This window comes from Clostridium sp. C8, from assembly GCF_001010885.1.
GTDB classification, from domain to species: Bacteria; Bacillota; Clostridia; order Clostridiales; family Clostridiaceae; genus Clostridium; species Clostridium sartagoforme.
On record NZ_LBMX01000113.1, the window covers coordinates 1 to 506 of the forward strand.

Below are 506 nucleotides of genomic sequence, written 5' to 3' on the forward strand. Positions count from 1 at the left end.
TCAATATATTCTTCGCTACTGACGCAGGTTTAAACTTATGCTTATATACTTTTTTACGTATAACAGCTTTTATATTCATTTCATTCATTAGTCTATATACACGCTTATGATTTATTTCAATGCCTAATATATTATTAAGATAAATACATATTCTCTTTCGTCCATAAGTTCCTCTATATTTATTATGTATATCTAGTATATGATTTTTAATTATTTTATCCTGTATATCCTTATTGGTGATAATATCTTTACGCTTAAGCCATTTATAATAAGAGCTTCGCGCTACTTTTGCCAATAGGCAAAGACGTGTAATAGAATATCGCTCTGACATAAAAAATATAATCTCATATATATTAACTCGTGTTATTCTTCTGCCAGAGCTCTTAGCTTTTTTAGGAATTCATTCTCCATTCTTAAGTACTTAACTTCTTCTTCTAATGATGAAAATTTAGTTTTTGGTCTACCTATTCGTGAACCATTAGTTGGAGTTTTAGATTTTCTTCCTC

At 28.5% G+C, this 506-nt stretch carries 1 protein-coding gene; it reads right to left on the reverse strand.

All coding sequences use genetic code 11. The annotated features are described in order from the left end of the window. Positions 1–331: IS3 family transposase (locus tag AAT22_RS18340; protein ID WP_047002319.1), on the reverse strand; the 331-nt coding region annotated here is incomplete at its 3' end. Positions 332–506: the final 175 nt, after the last annotated feature.